General features: G+C 74.5%; 10 protein-coding genes and 1 riboswitch. Of the genes, 4 read left to right on the top strand and 6 right to left on the bottom strand.

Annotated elements, in window-relative coordinates:
* Window positions 1-23: 23 nt before the first annotated feature.
* The 6 genes from purH to EDD28_RS10080 all read right to left on the bottom strand — a co-directional run bounded on the left by purH (window position 24) and on the right by EDD28_RS10080 (window position 9,499).
* On the bottom strand, window positions 24-1,757 hold the full coding sequence (purH, locus tag EDD28_RS10105; protein ID WP_123739493.1) for a bifunctional phosphoribosylaminoimidazolecarboxamide formyltransferase/IMP cyclohydrolase: 1,734 nt from the start codon (window positions 1,755-1,757) through the stop codon (window positions 24-26).
* Window positions 1,758-1,817: 60 nt separating this feature from the next.
* A riboswitch (ZMP/ZTP riboswitch) is annotated at window positions 1,818-1,912 on the bottom strand.
* 66 nt (window positions 1,913-1,978) lie between these two features.
* The gene (gene purN / locus EDD28_RS10100; RefSeq protein WP_123740045.1) at window positions 1,979-2,608 is read right to left on the bottom strand and encodes a phosphoribosylglycinamide formyltransferase; all 630 of its coding nucleotides are present in this window, start codon (window positions 2,606-2,608) and stop codon (window positions 1,979-1,981) included.
* Between the two features lie 79 nt (window positions 2,609-2,687).
* A complete protein-coding gene (locus tag EDD28_RS10095) occupies window positions 2,688-4,295 on the bottom strand; it encodes a cell division protein PerM (RefSeq protein ID WP_123739492.1) in 1,608 nt (535 codons plus the stop codon).
* Window positions 4,296-4,521: 226 nt separating this feature from the next.
* A complete protein-coding gene (gene sucD / locus EDD28_RS10090; protein WP_123739491.1) occupies window positions 4,522-5,412 on the bottom strand; it encodes a succinate--CoA ligase subunit alpha in 891 nt (296 codons plus the stop codon).
* Window positions 5,413-5,458: 46 nt separating this feature from the next.
* A complete protein-coding gene (gene sucC / locus EDD28_RS10085; RefSeq protein WP_123739490.1) occupies window positions 5,459-6,640 on the bottom strand; it encodes an ADP-forming succinate--CoA ligase subunit beta in 1,182 nt (393 codons plus the stop codon).
* A 246-nt stretch (window positions 6,641-6,886) separates the two neighbouring features.
* Window positions 6,887-9,499: a UvrD-helicase domain-containing protein gene (locus EDD28_RS10080; RefSeq protein WP_123739489.1), complete on the bottom strand. Its 2,613-nt coding sequence runs from the start codon at window positions 9,497-9,499 to the stop codon at window positions 6,887-6,889.
* Between the two features lie 169 nt (window positions 9,500-9,668).
* On the opposite strand from EDD28_RS10080, the gene EDD28_RS10075 reads away from it, so the two are divergent.
* The 4 genes from EDD28_RS10075 (at window position 9,669) to EDD28_RS10060 (ending at window position 14,202) form a co-directional block, all read left to right on the top strand.
* On the top strand, window positions 9,669-11,051 hold the full coding sequence (locus EDD28_RS10075; RefSeq protein ID WP_170169421.1) for a sensor histidine kinase: 1,383 nt from the start codon (window positions 9,669-9,671) through the stop codon (window positions 11,049-11,051).
* Window positions 11,051-11,851, top strand: coding sequence for a response regulator transcription factor (locus tag EDD28_RS10070; RefSeq protein WP_123740044.1), 801 nt, complete (start codon window positions 11,051-11,053; stop codon window positions 11,849-11,851). The genes EDD28_RS10075 and EDD28_RS10070 overlap by 1 nt, the downstream gene beginning before the upstream one ends.
* A gap of 267 nt (window positions 11,852-12,118) precedes the next feature.
* Window positions 12,119-13,063 carry an ABC transporter ATP-binding protein gene (locus tag EDD28_RS10065; protein ID WP_123739487.1) on the top strand — a complete coding sequence of 315 codons (945 nt, stop codon included), beginning with the start codon at window positions 12,119-12,121 and terminating at the stop codon, window positions 13,061-13,063.
* Window positions 13,060-14,202, top strand: a complete 1,143-nt coding sequence (locus tag EDD28_RS10060) for an ABC transporter permease (protein WP_123739486.1) — start codon at window positions 13,060-13,062, stop codon at window positions 14,200-14,202. The genes EDD28_RS10065 and EDD28_RS10060 overlap by 4 nt, the downstream gene beginning before the upstream one ends.
* The last annotated feature ends 1 nt before the right edge of the window (window position 14,203 follow it).

Genomic DNA, 14,203 nt, shown 5'->3' with positions numbered 1-14,203 from the left:
CGCCCCCGCTCGGCCCGGGCGCCTCAGTGGGCGAAGTGCCGCGTCCCCGTGAGGTAGAGCGTGACGCCGGCGGCGCGCGCGGCCTCGATCACCTCGGCGTCGCGGACCGACCCGCCGGGCTGGACGACGGCGCGCACCCCCGCGTCGAGCAGCACCTGCAGGCCGTCGGCGAACGGGAAGAACGCGTCCGAGGCCGCGACGGCGCCGCGCGCCCGCTCCACCCCGTTGGCGTTCGCGCGCTCGACGGCCAGCCGGCACGAGTCGACCCGGTTGACCTGCCCCATCCCGACGCCGACGGACGCCACGACCCGGTCGACGACGTCGCCGTCGGGGGCCACGACCACCTCGGCCGGGGCGGCGAGCAGGATCGCGTTCGACTTCACCGCCCGCACCGCGTTCCAGGCGAACTGGAGCGCCTCGAGCGTCGCGGCGTCGGCCGGCTCCCCCGCGGCGAGCTGCCACGCCTCGGCGGCGTCGCCGCCGCCCTCGACCTCCGCGTCGATCGCGTCGCGGGCCTGCAGCAGCATGCCGCCCGAGATCGGGCGCATCTCGACGTCGTCCCGCACGGGCGGCGCCGCGACGAGCAGGCGGAGGTTCTTCTTGCGCGTCAGCACCTCGAGCGCGTCCTGCGCGAACGACGGCGCGATGACCACCTCCGTGAACACCTCGCCGATCGCCTCGGCCATCGCCCTGGTCACCTCGCGGTTGGTGGCGATGACGCCCCCGTAGGCCGAGACCGGGTCGCACGCGTGGGCGGCGGCGTAGACCTCGGCGATGGACGCCTCGGCGCCCCCGTCACCCGCGGCACCGCGCGCCGGAGCTGCCGCGATGCCGCACGGGTTCGCGTGCTTGATGATCGCGACCGCCGGACCGGGGTGGTCCCAGGCGGCGCGCCACGCGGCGTCGGCGTCGACGTAGTTGTTGAAGCTCATCTCCTTGCCGTGGAGCTGCTCGGCCTGCGCGAGGCCCGGCGAGCCGTGGTGGGAGACGTAGAGCGCGGCGCGCTGGTGCGGGTTCTCGCCGTAGCGCAGCACGGCGGCGCGCTCCCAGGTGGCGCCGACCCAGCCCGGGAAGCCCGAGCGCACGGGGCCGGCCAGCGTCTCGATCTGGTCGTCGGGCGAGAGCACGTCGCCGAACCAGGACGCGACCGCGACGTCGTAGCTCGCGGTGTGGCGGAACGCGAGACCGGCGAGGCGCCGGCGCTGCGCGAGCGTGAACCCGCCGGCCGTCACCGCCTCCCCGACCTCGCCGTAGGACGACGGGTCGACGACGACGGCGACGCTCGCGTGGTTCTTCGCCGCGGCGCGAACCATGCTCGGGCCGCCGATGTCGATGAGCTCGACGCAGTCGTCCTCGCTCGCGCCCGAGGCGACCGTCTGCGAGAACGGGTAGAGGTTGACGACGACGAGGTCGAACGGCGCGATGTCCTGGTCGGCCAGCGCCTCCACGTGCGAGGCGAAGCGGCGGTCGGCGAGGATCCCGGCGTGGATGCGCGGGTGCAGCGTCTTGACGCGGCCGTCGAGCATCTCGGGGAAGCCCGTGACCTGCTCGACGGCGGTCACGGCGATGCCGGCGTCGGCGATCGTGGCGGCCGTCGAGCCGGTCGAGACGATCTCGACGCCGGCGGCGGCGAGCGCGGCTGCCAGGTCGAGGAGGCCCGTCTTGTCGTAGACGGAGATGAGGGCGCGGCGGACCGGGACGACGTCCGGGGTCTCGACCGGGACGCGCTCGGCGGTACGGGTGGCGTGCGTGGCCATCGGTGCTCCTGGGTGTGCGGACCCCGGGCGATCGTTGGCGGCCCGGGGTCGGGTCTGCAGGCCGCGGGCCCAGGCGTCCGGCACGCGGGGTGGTCACCAGCACTGGGCAGCTCCCCGGTGGTGCTCCACCTCGTTCGCCAGTCGCGGCCCGTCCGCCAGTCTACCGGCGCGTCCGCGGGCCCGTCGGTCCGGCTGGCCTGCCGACCCTCGGGCGTCGGGCGTCAGCCGCCGATCCGGACGCGCCGGTCCGCGACGCTCCAGCCCTCGCGCGCCATCCGGCCGACGACGTCGACGAGCTGGGCCCGCTCGGCCTGCTTGATCCGCTCGGTCAGGACCTCGACGTCGTCGTCGTCCAGCACCGGGACGGTGGTCTGGGCGATGATCGGCCCGGTGTCGACCCCGGCGTCGACGACGAACAGCGTCGCACCCGCGACCTTGACCCCGTACGCGAGGGCGTCGGCCGGGGCCGTCATGCCGGGGAAGGCCGGCAGCAGCGAGTTGTGCGTGTTGAGGTAGCGGCCGGGGAACGCGGCGAGGAACTCGGCGCCGACGAGCTTGAGGAACCCCGCGGAGACCACGAGGTCCGGCCGGTGCGCGGCCACGGCGGCGGTGAGCGCCGCGTCCCACCCCTCGCGCGTCGCGTGGTCGCCGACGCGCTCGACGAACGTCGGGATGCCCCGCTCGCCGGCCAGGTCGAGCCCCGCGGCGCTCGGCCGGTCGGCCCCGACGGCGACGACCTCGACGCCGTAGCCCGGGTCGTCGCACGCGGCGAGGAGCGCGGCGAGGTTGGACCCGCCGCCGGAGATGAGGACGACGACGCGGCAGCGCTGGCCGGAGCGGGGAGACGTCACCCTGCGAGGGTAGTCGGACCGCCGGGTGGCCTGGCCCCCGGTCCGGACCGCGGCGGGCCCGTCGGCGAACGGACCGGCGTCAGGCGCGGCGGACGCGACGGCGCACCGAGCGGCGCCAGCCGCGCAGCGTCCGGCGGAGGCTCCCGGCGGCCCGGACGACGGGCTCGCCGAGGAGCGCCGGGTCGCGGCCCAGCGCCCGGAGCCCGACGACGGCACCGACGGCCAGCAGCGCGCCGAGCGCCGTCAGCAGCGCGAGGGCGAGCAGGACCGCCGGCCCGCTCGTCCCGACCGGCATGAGCGGGCCGACCTCGCCGCCGGAGAGCCCGGCCGCCGCGCCGCCGACGAGGGCGACGACGAGCACGGGGACGGCGGCCGTCGTCGCCAGCTCGACCCAGCCGGTCGTGCGGCCGAGCGGACGGACGAGGACGAGGAGTGCGAGCACGACGACCACGACGCCGACCCAGCGGCCGGGGCCGGGGCCGGCGTCCGGCACGAGCGCGAGCACGGGCAGCGCCGGCAGCGGGCCGGCCGTCGCGGCGACGGGCGAGACGCTCACGGCCCCGATCGCGAACCCGGGGCCGGCGAGCCAGGCGACGCCCCAGACGAGCAGCGTCACGAGCGCCGCCGCCTGGGCGAGGACGAGGACGACGGTGCTGATGAGGTCCGGCCCCAGGGCGGCGTGGACGGCGAGCACGTCGCCGAACGAGCCGAGAAGGGTGACGAGCAGGAGCGCGGCGCCCAGCGCGACGAGCCCGACCAGCAGCGCGGCCCCGGCGCGCACGCCGGCCACGACCCAGCCCGTGATCTCGCGCCAGCGCGGGTCGTGCGGGCGCAGCAGCGCGAGCGTCGACCGCATGCCGAGCAGGAGCGCGAGCGCCGCGACGCCGAGCTGCGTCAGCACCGCGCGCGACGTCGGCGTCGTGCCAGCGATCGTGTAGGCGAGCCAGAGCACGGCGCCACCCGCGAGCAGCAGCCCGATGACGCCGGGCAGCGAGTCGATCCGGGCCCGGCGGACGCCGCCCGCGAGCAGGGCGAGGACGAGGGCGGTGAGCCCGAGCGGGACCAGCGTCACGTGGGTCACGACCTCGGGGGTCGTCGCGGTCGCGGCGGTCACGACGTCGAACGGCTCCCCCAGCCCGAGGAGCCAGCCGGAGGTCGCGCTGCGCGCCGCGTCGCTCCAGCTCGTCCCGCCGAGGCTCGGGGCCGTGACGGTCGCGACGTACCCCGCCACGACCGGCACCACGACGACGAGCCAGGACACCACGAGCGCCTCGAGCGCGACGCGGGCGCCCCGGCCGAGGTCGCCCAGCGCGACCCGCCACTCGGGCGTGGGCCGGGCGGCCGAGGGGGCGTCGTCGATGACCCGGGCGCGGGCCGAGCGCACCGTCGCGGCCCCTGGACGTCCGGTCGAGGCGCCGTACTCCCCGGTGCCCCCGAGCAGGTCGAGCTCCGCGGTGTCGTCCCAGAGGTCGTCGACCACGAGCTCGGCGCCGATGTCCGCCGTGGCCGCGTCCTGGTCGTCGAGGACGTCGGCGTCGAGGTAGGCGTCCGGATCGTCGTCCGGGGCCGGGTCCAGCCCCGCGTCGTCGCGTCCGACGTCGACGGCGCGGGAACCCGCGTCGCGCCGGGGACGCGCGGGCTCCGCCCGGGGGGTCGGGCGGACGCGGGGAGCTGGAGGACGTGCCATCGCGTCCATGCTGCAACGCGCGACGGGGTGCGCCGGGGTGCCACGCCGCACGAGGCCCCACCGGGCCGTCCGCTCCGCGCGGATGCGACGCGTCAGCTCGGCGACCGTTCAGCGGCGCGACGGCTCCGACCAGCGGGGATGCCACGGCGACCTCCGGCAGGACGGCGGCGGTCGGTGTCCGATCCGCACGGAGCGGACACCCGTCACGGGTGCCCTCCCCCCGGGGTCAGGCGAGCAGCTCCCGGGCGAGCCGCGCGGTCTCGCTGGGCGTCGTGCCGACCCGCACGCCGGCGGCCTCGAGGGCCTCCTTCTTGGCGGCCGCGGTGCCGGCGGAGCCCGAGACGATCGCGCCGGCGTGGCCCATCGTCTTGCCCTCCGGCGCCGTGAACCCGGCGACGTAGCCGACGACCGGCTTCGTCACGTGCTCGCGGATGTACTCGGCCGCGCGCTCCTCGGCGTCGCCGCCGATCTCGCCGATCATGACGATGAGCTCGGTCTCCGGGTCGGCCTCGAACGCCTCGAGGGCGTCGATGTGGGTCGTCCCGATGATCGGGTCGCCGCCGATGCCGATGGCGGTGGAGAAGCCGAAGTCCCGCAGCTCGTACATCATCTGGTAGGTCAGCGTGCCCGACTTCGAGACGAGCCCGATCCGGCCCGGTCCCGCGATGTCGGCCGGGATGATCCCGACGTTGGACTTGCCGGGGCTGATGATGCCGGGGCAGTTCGGACCGATGAGGCGCACGCCCTTCTCGGCGGCGAGGGCGAAGAACTGCGCGGTGTCGGCCACCGGCACGCCCTCGGTGATGACGACGACGACGGGCACGCCCTCGGTGATCGCCTCCTCCGCCGCGGCCTTGGTGAACGCCGGCGGGACGAAGATGACGGACACGTTGGCGCCCGTGGCGGCGACGGCCTCGGCGACCGTCCCGAACACCGGGACCTCGACCTCGGTGCCGTCGGGCAGCGCGAACGTCTGCGCGGTACCGGCCTTGCGGGGGTTGACGCCGCCGACGATGGCCGTGCCGGACGCGAGCATGCGCGTCGTGTGCTTGGTGCCCTCGGAGCCGGTCATGCCCTGGACGATGACGCGGGAGTCGCCGTCGATGAAGATCGCCATGTCGTTTCTTTCCTTAGCTGCGTCGGTGTCGCGCGAGTAGTGGCGGTCAGGCCGCGGGACCGGCCGCGGCGGCGAGCTCGGCCGCTTTGTCGGCGCCGCCGTCCATCGTGTCGGCGAGCGTGACGAGCGGGTGCGCGGCCTCGAGGAGGATGCGGCGCCCCACCTCGACGTTGTTCCCGTCGAGCCGGACGACGAGGGGCTTCGTCGCGGCGTCGCCGAGGATGTCGAGCGCGGCGACGATGCCGTTGGCGACCGCGTCGCACGCCGTGATCCCGCCGAAGACGTTGACGAAGACGCTCCTGACCTGCGGGTCACCGAGGATGACGTCGAGGCCGGCCGCCATCACCTCGGCCGAGGCGCCGCCGCCGATGTCGAGGAAGTTGGCCGGGGAGACACCGCCGTGGTTCTTGCCCGCGAGGTCGACGACGTCGAGCGTGCTCATGACGAGCCCGGCCCCGTTGCCGATGACACCGACCTCGCCGTCGAGCTTGACGTAGTTGAGGTCGTTCTCCTTGGCCTTGGCCTCGAGCGGGTCGGCGGCCGACGTGTCCTCGAGCTCGGCGTGGTCGGGGTGGCGGAAGTCCGCGTTCGCGTCGAGGGAGACCTTGCCGTCGAGGGCGACGATGGCGCCCGAGCCGGTCTTGACCAGCGGGTTCACCTCGACGAGCGTCGCGTCCTCGCCGGTGTAGACGTCCCACAGCCGCTGGACGACCTCGGCCACCTGGTCCGCGACGTCGTCGTCGAAGTGCGCGGCCGCCACGATCTCGGCCGCCTTCGCGGCGTCGATCCCGACGAGCGGGTCGACGGCGACGCGCGCGAGCGCCTCGGGCCGCTCGACGGCGAGCTGCTCGATCTCCATGCCGCCCTCCTTGGACGCCATGGCGAGGTAGGAGCGGTTGGCGCGGTCGAGCAGGACGGAGAAGTAGTACTCCTCGGCGATGTCGGCACCCTCGGCGATCATGACGCGGTGGACGGTGTGGCCCTTGATGTCCATCCCGAGGATGGCCTCGGCGTGGGCGCGGGCCTCCTCCGGGCTGCGAGCGACCTTGACGCCGCCGGCCTTGCCGCGTCCGCCAGTCTTCACCTGGGCCTTCACGACGACGACGTCGGTGCCCAGCTCGCGAGCCGCGGCCTCGGCCTCGTCCGGGGTGGTGGCGACGATGCCTCGCAGGACGGGGACCCCGTGCTTCTCGAAGACGTCGCGCGCCTGGTACTCGAACAGGTCCACACCGGGTCCTTCCGTCGTGTCTGGAGTGCAGCCGAGATCTCTCGACGTAGAGAGATTCCGGCCTCAGCCTACTTCACCGCGGGTGCCGGGCGGGCTCCGGGACCTCCGCCTCCGAGGCCCCGCCCGATGTCCGCTACATCGGGTCCGGAGGACCTCGCCGGTCGCCCGACAGGGCGCTCCGGGGGAGGGTGCGCCGGCCAGACACCCACGGGCACTCCCCGCGGAACCCGGAGGTCGGCGCGCGGGTCAGAGCTTGGTGACCGGGGCGTAGCGCAGGAGGAGGCGCTTGACGCCCGCCGAGCCGAAGTCGACCTTCGCAACGGAGCTGGACCCCGCACCCTCGAGCGACACGACGGTGCCGAGTCCGTAGGAGTCGTGGGTGACCCGGTCGCCGACGGCGAGGCTCGGGACGTCGGCCGAGGCGGTGGACCGCGTCGCGGCGCTCCCGCGGCTCGTCCCGGTCCCGAGCCCACCGGACGCCGGCGCGCCGTCACCGAACGAGCGCGGCCCGCGCGGCCCCGTCGACCCGCGCTCGCCCCGGCGCGCGCCGGAGCCGTAGGCGGGCGCGAAGTCGCCGTCGTCGTCGCGACGCGAGCGGTAGCCGCCGTACCCGCCCGAGCCGTACCCGTCGCCGGCCCAGCCGCGGCGCATCGCCTCGGTCGCCGACTCCTCGCGACGCCACTCCAGCACCTCGGGCGGGATGTCGTCGATGAACCGCGAGGCCGGCATCTGGTTCGGCACCCCGAAGGACGTCCGCACCGCGGCCCGGGTCAGGTAGAGCCGCTGCCGCGCGCGCGTCAGCGCGACGTAGGCGAGCCGGCGCTCCTCCGCGAGCTGGTCCGGGTCGGCCAGCGAGCGCATGTGCGGGAACGTCCCGTCCTCCAGCCCCGTGACGAACACGACCGGGAACTCCAGCCCCTTGGCCGTGTGGACCGTCATGAGCGTGACGACGCCCTGGCCCCCGTCGTCGAGCGGGATCTGGTCGGCGTCCGCGACGAGCGAGACCCGCTCGAGGAAGTCGGCGAGCGTGCCGTCCGGCGTCGCCTGCGCGAACTCCTCGGCCACGGCGTGCAGCTCGGCGAGGTTCTCCACGCGCGAGGCGTCCTGCGGGTCGTCGGAGGCGCGCAGCTCGGCGAGATAGCCGGACCGGTCGAGCGCGGCGTCGAGCACCTCGGCGGCACTGGCCCCGCCCTCGAGCATCGCCCGCAGCCCCGCCATCAGCTCGGCGAAGCCGGCGACGCCCTTCTCCGCCCGCGGCGGCAGTCCGACCTCGGCGTACCTCTCGACCGCGGCACCGAACGAGATGCGCTCACGCTCGGCGAACCACGCGAGCGTCCCCTCCGTCCGCTCCCCCAGGCCGCGCTTGGGCACGTTGAGGATGCGGCGGACGTTGACCGCGTCGTCCGGGTTCGCCACGGCGTGCAGGTAGGCGATCGCGTCCTTGATCTCGCGCCGCTCGTAGAACCGCGTCCCGCCGACCACCTTGTACGGGATGCCCGCGCGCACGAGCCGCTCCTCCAGCGACCGTGACTGCGCGTTGGTCCGGTAGAACACCGCGACGTCGCCGGGCTTCACCCCGTCGGAGTCGCCCAGCCGGTCGATCTCCTCCACGACGAACGTCGACTCGTCGTGGTCGGAGTCCGCGACGTACCCGACGATGCTCGGCCCGGCCCCCTCGGCCGTCCACAGGTTCTTGGCGCGACGGCCGGCGTTGCGGGCGATGACCGCGTTCGCCGCCGTGAGGATGTTCTGCGTCGAGCGGTAGTTCTGCTCCAGCAGGATCGTCCGCGCGTTCGGGTAGTCCTCCTCGAACTCGAGGATGTTGCGGATCGTCGCGCCGCGGAAGGCGTAGATCGACTGGTCAGCGTCGCCGACGACCGTGAGCTGCCCCGTCGGCAGCACCGCACCGCGGGTGTCCCAGCCCTCGGTCTCGACGCCGGCGAGCTCGCGCACGAGCACGTACTGCGCGTGGTTGGTGTCCTGGTACTCGTCGACCAGCACGTGCCGGAACCGGCGGCGGTAGCTCTCCTTGATGTCCGGGAACTCGCGCAGCAGGCGGACGGTCTGGGCGATGAGGTCGTCGAAGTCGAGCGCGCTCGCCTGCGCCAGCCGGGCCTGGTACCGCTCGAACGCCTGCGCGAGCGCGGAGTCGAAGGCGTTGCCGTCCGCGATGGTCGCGGCGAACTCCCGCGGGCCGATCAGCTCGTTCTTGAGGTCGGACACCTTGCGGCTGAAGGCCTTCGGGTTGAACTTCTTCGGATCGAGGTCCATCTCCCGGCAGACGAGCTGCATGAGGCGCTGGGAGTCGGCCGCGTCGTAGATCGAGAAGCTGGACCGGAGCCCGAGCGCCGCGTGCTCCCGGCGCAGGATCCGCACGCACGCGGAGTGGAACGTCGACACCCACATCATCCGCGCCGCGGGGCCTACGAGCGCCTCGACGCGCTCGCGCATCTCGGCGGCCGCCTTGTTGGTGAACGTGATCGCGAGGATCTCCCCCGGGCGGGCCTCGCCGGTCGCGAGCAGGTGCGCGATCCGGTTCGTCAGGACGCGGGTCTTGCCCGAGCCGGCGCCCGCCACGATGAGCAGGGGGCCGCCGCGGTGCTCGACGGCCTCGCGCTGCTGCGGGTTGAGCCCCGCCACGAGGTCGTCGGGCGAGGGCCGGCCCCGCCGCGCGCCGCCCGGACGCTCGCCCCTCGCGTCCGGCTCGGCCCCGGTGCCGCCGCCGCGCGCGGCCGCCGCGTCCCGGTTCGCCGGGACGATCCCGGGCAGGACGGCACCCGCCGCGCGATCGTGGGTCGACCCGGACGCGGGCGCGGTGAGGGACGAGAGACCGGCGAGGCCGTCGAAGAGGTTGTTCATGGCGAGTCCCAGGGTAGGCGCCACCACCGACATCGACGCCGGGCACGTCCGTGACGCCCGCGTCCCCGGCTCCGTGACGCCCGCGGGCGGCGAGCGCGACGCCGTCGCCCACAGGCCTCCGCCGCGCGGGGGAGGCAGCGTGTCGGTGGGCCTCGCTAGGTTGATCGGCATGACCCTGACCGATCCCGAGCTGCCCGGCTGGCGGCGCGCCGAGCCGAGTCCGGAGCAGCTGCGCACCGACGTGCTCGGCGGCATCGGGCTCTACCTGCTGTCGCTGCTCTCGCTCGCGCTCGGCACCGCGACCGGGGTGTACGGCGAGAAGGCGGCGTCGCTGGGCGTGTCGGCGCTCGTCCTCGCCGGGGTGACGCTGCCGCTCACGGTGCGCCGGCGCTGGCCGGCCGTCGTGCTCGGCGTCGTGACGGTCGCGTTCGTGCTCATCGGCGAGCTCCCCGTCGCCGAGGGCACGATCTCGAACGTCTCCCTGTTCTGCGCGCTCTACACCGTCGGCGCGTGGGACGCGAACCGCCGCCGCGCGGTGCTCGTGCGCGCGATCGTCATCGACATCATGGTCGTGTGGCTCGTGGTGAGCCTGTTCCGCACCGGCCTGTCCGCGTTCGACGACGACCTGCCGGGCGAGGGGCTCGGCGTCCTGACGCCGACCATGGCGTTCATGCTCAGCCAGGTCCTCATCAACATCCTCTACTTCGCTGGCGCCTGGTGGTTCGGGAGCCACTCGTGGAACGCGGCGCGCGAGCGGGCGCTGGTCGAGTACCGGACGGCGCAGCTCGAGGCCGAGCAGGAGATCGTGTCGCGGCAGGCCGTGACGATCGAGCGGCTGCGGATCGCGCGCGAGCTGCACGACGCGGTCGCCCACCACGTCTCGCTCATGGGCATCCAGGCCGCCGCGGCGCGGGCCGTCATCCCGCGCGACCCGGCCGGCGCCCAGCGCCAGCTCGTGGCGCTGGAGGACTCGGCCCGCGCCGCCGTCAGCGAGCTGTACGACCTGCTCGGGACGCTGCGGGACGACACCGCCACCGGGTCCGACGACGGGGGCGCCGACTGGGGCGCCGACGCGACCGCACCGCCCGGGTCGGCCAGCTCCTCGCTCACGGTGTCCCAGCTCCCCCAGCTCGTCGAGGAGGCGCAGAGCGCCGGTCTGCTGGCCGACCTCGAGGTGGTCGGCCAGCCGCGGGACCTCTCACCGCTGGTCGGGCTCAACCTGTACCGGATCGGGCAGGAGGCGCTCACCAACGTCGTCAAGCACACCGGGACGGGCACGCGCACGCGCGTCCGGCTGCGCTACCTGCCCGACACCGTGGAGCTGGAGATCACCGACGACGGCCGCGGCCGTCCCATGCCCCGCCCGCGGGGTGGCGGCCTCGGGCTCCAGGGCATGCGCGAGCGCGTGGCCGCGATGCGGGGGACGCTGACGGCCGAACCGCGCAGCTCGGGCGGCTTCATCGTCCGGGCGACCGTCCCCGACGGGGCCGAGGCCCGGCCCACCGCCGCCGACCGCTCCACCGCCGACACCCTGACCGAGGAGCTGACGTGATGCCGTCCGACGCGACGCACCTGCCCGCGACCCTGCCGACGCCGGACACCGGTTCCGCCGGCCCCGTTCGCGTCGTCCTCGTCGACGACCACGCCATGATGCGCGAGGGCATCCGGACGATCCTCCAGGCCTCGGGCGCGATCGACGTCGTGGGGACCGCGGCGAACGGTCAGGAGGCGCTCGCCGTGGTGCGCGAGCAGGCGCCCGACGTCGTGTGCATGGACGTCGAGATGCCCGTGCTCGACGGCCTGGAGGCGACCCGGCGGCTCGTGGCCGATCCGGGCGTGACCAGCCGGGTGCTCGTGCTCACGACGTTCGAGCGCGAGGACTATCTCATCACCGCGCTCGAGGCCGGCGCGAGCGGGTTCCTGCTCAAGAACTCCCGGCCGGAGCAGCTCGTCGACGCCATCGTCGCCGTCGCGGCGGGCGAGGCGCTGCTGGCCCCGGAGCTCACGATGGCCGTCATCAAGCGGGCGGTCCGCGCCGGCGGGACGGCTGCGACGACCGGCGCGGCTGCCATGACGGTCGGCGCGGGCGCCCCGACGGCTGGCGCCGACACCGGCGGCCTCGGGACGCCGGCCGGGGCGGGCGGCGTCGTCGTGCCCCTCACCGACCGGGAGCTCGAGGTGCTGGAGCTGCTGGCCCTCGGGCTGTCGAACGAGGAGATCGCCGCGCGGCTGTTCGTCGGACGCGCGACCGTCAAGACCCACGTCTCGAACGTGCTCGCCAAGCTCGGCCTGCGCGACCGGGTCCAGGCCGTGGCGTACGCCTACCGCAGCGGCCTGGTCCCGCTCACCTGAGCCGTCCGCGGGCGGGCCTGCCCGGCCGTGCCCTGCCCGCCCGCGGGTCTCGCGGACGAACCGCGGGACCGGGCGAACCGGGCGGACCCGGCGGACCGAGGAGGGTCGAGCCCAGCGCTGCGGGGTCGCGCCCGGATCACCCCCGCCACGCGCCCGGATCGCCCCCGGCTCACGGCCCGGGTCCGCCGCGTGGGCGAGAGCCCTCCACCCCGAAGATCGGCCACGCGGCCGATCCCCCCGGCCTCGCTCCTTCCTAGCGTTGGACGCATGCTGAGCCTCACGGACGTCACCAAGACATTCGGCGAGCGTCGCGCCCTCGACGGCGTCACGTTCGACGTCGCACCCGGCCGCCTCACCGGCTTCGTCGGCGGCAACGGCGCCGGGAAGACCACCGCCATGCGCATCCTCCTCGGCGTGCTCGCGCCGACCTCGGGCACCGCCACCATCGACGGCCGTCCCATCACGGGCGACGACCGCCGCGGGTTCGGCTACATGCCGGAGGAGCGCGGGCTCTACCCCAAGATGGCCATCGGCGAGCAGCTCGCCTACCTCGCGCGCCTGCACGGCATCGACCGCGCCAGCGCCACGAAGCGCGCCATGGCCCTGCTCGAGCGGTTCGACCTCGCCGCGCGCGCCAAGGACAACCTCGACTCGCTCTCGCTGGGCAACCAGCAGCGGGTCCAGGTAGCCGCGGCCCTCGTCCACACCCCGGAGGTCCTCGTCCTCGACGAGCCGTTCTCCGGCCTCGACCCGCTCGCGGTCGACGAGGTGGTCTCCGTCGTCGCCGAGCACGCGGCGCGCGGCATCCCGGTCCTGTTCTCCTCCCACCAGCTCGACGTGGTCGAGCGCCTGTGCGACGACCTCGTCATCATCGCCGGCGGCCGGATCCGCGCCCGCGGCACCCGCGACGGCCTGCGCGCCGAGCACGCGGGGAACCGCTGGGCGATGGCCGCCCGCGGCGACGCCGGCTGGGTCCGCGGCGTGCCCGGCGTCGTCGTCGACGAGCTCGCCGGCGACCACGTGACGTTCGCGGCCGACGACGCGGCCGCCCAGCTCGTGCTCACCGAGGCCGTCGGCCGCGGCGGCGTCACGTCGTTCACGCCCGTGCGCCCGACGCTCGGCGAGATCTTCCGCGACGTCATCCGCGACGAGGCCGACGACACCACCACCGACCCCACGACCGAGGCCACCACGAAGGAGGCAGTCGCATGACCAGCACGACGACACCCCAGGGCGGCACGCCCGCGACCTCCGCGAACCCCAGCCTCTCCTCCTGGTCCGCGACCTGGCTCGTGGCCGAGCGGGAGGTGACCAGCCAGATCCGGTCGAAGTCGTTCGTCATCTCCAACCTCATCACGATCGCGCTCATCATCGGCGGCATCGTCATCGCCAACCTCGTCGGGGGCGGCGGGACGTCGGCCGCGAAGGTCGCCGTCGTCGACGGCGTGCCCGCGAGCGCCACGGCGTCCGCGGTCGAGGACGAGACGATCGAGATCGTCGCCGTCGACGACCGGGCCGCCGGCGAGGCCCTGCTGCGCGGCGACGAGGTCGACGCGGTGCTCGTCCCGTCGGACTCCCCCGTCGGGTACACGGTGATCGGTCTCACCTCCCCGCCGGACGGCGTCGTCAACGCGCTGGCCGTCACCCCGCCGGTCGAGCTGCTCGACCCGAACGCCGTCTCCGACGGGCTGCGCTACCTCGTCGCCTACGGCTTCGGGCTCGTGTTCATGATGTCGGCGCTGGGCTCCGGCGCGATGATCATGCAGAACACGATCACGGAGAAGCAGTCGCGGATCGTCGAGATCCTGCTCGCGGCCGTCCCCGCCCGGGCGCTCATGGCCGGCAAGATCATCGGCAACTCGATCATCGGGGTCGGCTCAGCTGTCGTCATGGCGGCGGCCGTCGTCCTGGGCCTCGCCGTGACCGGTCAGGCGCAGCTCCTCGCCCTGCTCACGGCCCCCATGGTGTGGTTCGTCGTGTTCTTCCTGCTCGGGTTCGTCCTCGTCGCGAGCATCTTCGCCGCGGGAGCCGCGATGGTCTCGCGCCAGGAGGACTCCGGCGCCGTCATGACGCCGGCGATGATGCTCGTCATGCTCCCGTTCATGGGGGTGGCGTTCTTCGGGACGAACCTCACGGTCATGCAGGTGCTGTCGTACGTGCCGTTCAGCGCCCCGGTCGCGATGCCGGCGCGGATGTTCTTCGGCGAGGCGCTGTGGTGGGAGCCCGTGCTCTCGCTCGGCATCCTCGCCGCGACGACGGGCCTCGTCGTCATGCTGGCCGCGCGGATCTACACCGGGTCGCTGCTGCGGATGGGCAACCGCGTCAAGCTGAGCGAGGCGCTGGGCCGCTGAT

Source organism: Salana multivorans (assembly GCF_003751805.1).
Lineage (GTDB): Bacteria > Actinomycetota > Actinomycetes > Actinomycetales > Beutenbergiaceae > Salana > Salana multivorans.
Note: the sequence above shows the minus strand (reverse complement) of the source record. Positions and strands in the feature narration are given on the sequence as shown.

Coding starts and splice junctions, on each gene's coding strand:
- EDD28_RS10080 (WP_123739489.1), bottom strand. CDS start 9,499: ATGAACAACCTCTTCGACGGCCTCGCCGGTCTCTCGTCCCTCACCGCG.
- EDD28_RS10095 (WP_123739492.1), bottom strand. CDS start 4,295: ATGGCACGTCCTCCAGCTCCCCGCGTCCGCCCGACCCCCCGGGCGGAG.
- EDD28_RS10060 (WP_123739486.1), top strand. CDS start 13,060: ATGACCAGCACGACGACACCCCAGGGCGGCACGCCCGCGACCTCCGCG.
- purH (WP_123739493.1), bottom strand. CDS start 1,757: ATGGCCACGCACGCCACCCGTACCGCCGAGCGCGTCCCGGTCGAGACC.
- EDD28_RS10065 (WP_123739487.1), top strand. CDS start 12,119: ATGCTGAGCCTCACGGACGTCACCAAGACATTCGGCGAGCGTCGCGCC.
- sucD (WP_123739491.1), bottom strand. CDS start 5,412: ATGGCGATCTTCATCGACGGCGACTCCCGCGTCATCGTCCAGGGCATG.
- EDD28_RS10075 (WP_170169421.1), top strand. CDS start 9,669: ATGACCCTGACCGATCCCGAGCTGCCCGGCTGGCGGCGCGCCGAGCCG.
- EDD28_RS10070 (WP_123740044.1), top strand. CDS start 11,051: ATGCCGTCCGACGCGACGCACCTGCCCGCGACCCTGCCGACGCCGGAC.